At 60.5% G+C, this 3,269-nt stretch carries 2 pseudogenes; one reads left to right on the forward strand and one right to left on the reverse strand.

Going from position 1 to position 3,269, the window contains the following annotated elements:
- Window positions 1-1,942, reverse strand: a pseudogene (locus USDA257_RS32930) (Ulp1 family isopeptidase); the annotation flags it as partial.
- A gap of 885 nt (window positions 1,943-2,827) precedes the next feature.
- On the opposite strand from USDA257_RS32930, the pseudogene USDA257_RS36880 reads away from it, so the two are divergent.
- Window positions 2,828-3,172, forward strand: a pseudogene (locus USDA257_RS36880) (transposase); the annotation flags it as partial.
- Between the last annotated feature and the right edge of the window lie 97 nt (window positions 3,173-3,269).

Below are 3,269 nucleotides of genomic sequence, written 5' to 3' on the forward strand. Positions count from 1 at the left end.
ACACCTCAAGACCGCCGTAGGTGTTTGAGCGAGCCCTGGCAGAGTGCGTTGGCGCTGCTTCCACGGTCGGCCAGGCAGGTTCCTGCCCAGCTTGGACTATGTCCTGCGCCTGCTCAGGGGGAACGTCGGGCCACGATGGGCCGTCTTCCACCATTAAGCGCAGATCCTGATCGTAACCTTCCAAGAGGACCAATGGCCGACTGACAGCTCGCTGCCGCGCGCTGTGCTGCGCAGCGGCGTCCCCGACGTACGTCGCGACCGCATGCGGCGCCGTGACATCTTCGTAGCCGCTCCGCAGCAGCATCGGCTGCGTCTCCCATGACGACGTACCCTGTTGATGGGTAGGCGCCGGTGTCGGCTGGCCGCCTGAATTGGCGATCTCGCCCAGCTGCCGCTCGCCGGCAACGCCTTGCGGATTGTTTAGGGTCCTCTGCCTCTTCGCTGGCCTCAACTCAGCTGTGTCATGCTCGTCGTTGATGAGGACCTCCTTGCTTGGCAGGCGGTTGCTCCTGGCAAGCGCAGCCATCGGCTCGTCCGGGGACTGCTGGCGGTCGGGCTCTCCGGGATCCGGTGCCTGGTCATGGCGCGCGGCTGGCTCGAGAGATGACGACGGGCCGGGTTCGTCCATCAGCCCCAAAAGCAAATCCTGATCGCGGCCTTCCGCGGGAAGCTCCTCTGGCCGACTGCCAGTTTTCTGCGACGCGCTGTGCTGCGCAGCGGCGGCGTCGACGCGCCTCGGCTCCATCAGCACCGTGTCTTCGGGATTGATAAGGGCCACGTTCTGGGGGTGAGGATTCAGCTTAGCGCGTCGTGAGATCGGCACTTCGCCCGTCGACCGCAAGGTCCGGAGATAGTCGATTGCCTGAACGAGTCTCTTTGGATTACCCTGTCCGGTGAACTCGAGCACCTCACCGCCATCGGTCAGCGACTGGTTGTCGAGCCGAGCACGAATGCTCGGTTTTTCTTTTGCGAAAAGCCAACGGCTAAAGCTACGAAGAGAACCTCCGTGCTGCTCGGCAGCGGATTTGCTGAACCCGCCCTTGATGAGGGCCCCCTCAAGCCCCGAAATAAGGGGAGCATCCTCGGAATAAAGAGGCCGATTGTCGCGCCCTATCGCAATCCCAGGTGACTGAGCCGGCTGCGGCGCCGAGGATTCCATGGCCTCGGCGCCGGCCTGCGATTTTCGGAGACGAGCCAGTGCGGCACCAATCCTGGAATCAGCACCGGCGACCTTCCTATAGCTCTCGACATCTCCATCAAACGACGTGCCGAGCCCAGCAGCAATGCCCGGCCTGTTGTTGTCACGCAGGTAGTCGCTGAAACTGCGAAGAGCAGTTGCATCCTTCCTGCTTGCATCCTTCTTGCCGGGATCTGTCGCTGCTTCGTTTTTGTACTCTTCGATGAGAGCCGCGTCCTGGGGATAAGGATGATACTCAGTGCGGCCTGCGATCCGCACGACTCCGCCCGTCGACTGCGAGGTTCGGAGATGAACTATCGCCGCAAGAAGTCTTAAGGGATTATCCTTTCCGATGAACTCGCGCGCATCAGCGGTCAGCGGGTCTTCGTCCTCGAGCCGAGCAGCAATGGGATCTTTGTTATTTGCGAAGAGCCACTGGCCAAAGCTGCGAAGAGTACGTACATAGCCCCTGGCGGTGCGTTCGGCGGCCCCGCCCTTGATGAGGGCCTTCTCAAGCCCCAAAATAAGGGGAGCATCCTGGGAATAAAGGGGGCTTTTGCTGAGCCTTCTCAGAATCCCTTTTGACTGAGTCGGCTGCGGCGCAGCGGCGGCCGGCATTGCTCCACCACCCCCACCTGAACTGCCGATCTCTTTCAATTGCCGCTCAAAGGTCGCCGCGGCTGCAGACGGAGCCGCGGGTGAGCTCTCTTGCGGACCCGTGCTGTCCGATTGTTCATGCACCGACTTGGTCGAGGGGAAATCCATCCCGTCCTCTTCTCAAATATGAACCTGGGCTATCGATCTGACATGCCGGCAATCAGCAACAAACCGCCCTTTACAGCGCTGGCAGGCATGCACCGGGAGCATCGGCAGCCGATGTTCTTCCAAGGGGATCAGCCCTGTATGTTTGTTAAATTTAAATGGGGAAGCTATCGAGAACCTGATGACGACAATTGCCGCGCCAAGACAGCATGGCGCATGTGCCTGCGCGCTTCGCCGTCAACAGCCGATAGACCGAAGATTCAGAGACAAAATACTGCTCCTCATCGGTGAGGCGTACGGCCAGCTTTCGCGGCGAGGACTATCTCCAGCCCATTGCGTCGCAGAAGGGTGGCAGTTGGCCAGAGGAATTGCTTCCTGCGGAAGGCCATGATCAGGATCCATATTTCCCCCGTTCCTGCTCCCGAGGACGCGGCACTGATGGAGTCTAGGCGGGTCGGCGCCGTCGCTGCGCAGCACAACATCTTTGTAAATCGACGCTGAACATTGACCCATCAAGCACTTGGGACGCCGATCGGCGTCCGGACCCCATATGTGGACGTATATGGACCCCCGCCCGATTGCAACGACCGGCTTGATCAGGATCGACGGCCACAACTGCTGACGTATATCCGGCTTCTTGATGCGGCTGGACAACGTCTCCGCCGCGAGCCTCGATGGTTTTCGCCCGCTTCCACCTCAACGGCGCCGAGACATCGGCGCAAGCCGTGCCGGTCCAGACAGGTTCGGGAAGCGACGGGGTGACCGTTTCGCCATCTCCTGCCATTTGTTGCAATTGCCGGGTGAGACCTCCTTTCCTTGGTAAGCACTCGATTGGCACCGCCTGCCGGATAGCGCCTTGATGGCCTAAGACACGTCAGGCGTTGGGGTGACGAGAAGAAGCTCGACGTTGTCATGTCGGTTGGGCTCGACGGTGCGACGGTCACAGAGGTTGCACATCGGCACGATGTGACCCGGCAGCAAATTTACGCTTGGCGGCATGAGCTGAAGAAGAAGGGTTTATTGCCGCCCACGGCCGATACGGTCTTCCTTCCCCTAGATACCTCCGCCATGGACGACGCCCCGCTCGGGCGTGAGGAGGTTGCGCGCGAGCCCGCGCTCACGGCTGAACTACGGCCGTTTATAGCAAGAGAGAAAATCTGTGATGCCGTCCTGGTCGGGTGCAAGCCATGTGTCCGGCCTTTACGAGGCGGCACATACAGCCGCAGGCCCTGATGAAGTCCGCAGATCGGGTTCCAATCAAATTAACGCGCTCGAAGCGCCTTGAGAATGTCGGATTAATCCAATCCCCGGTTCGACCGGTTTGCCATCA

This window comes from Sinorhizobium fredii USDA 257 (assembly GCF_000265205.3).
In the GTDB taxonomy this organism is placed as follows: Bacteria; Pseudomonadota; Alphaproteobacteria; order Rhizobiales; family Rhizobiaceae; genus Sinorhizobium; species Sinorhizobium fredii_B.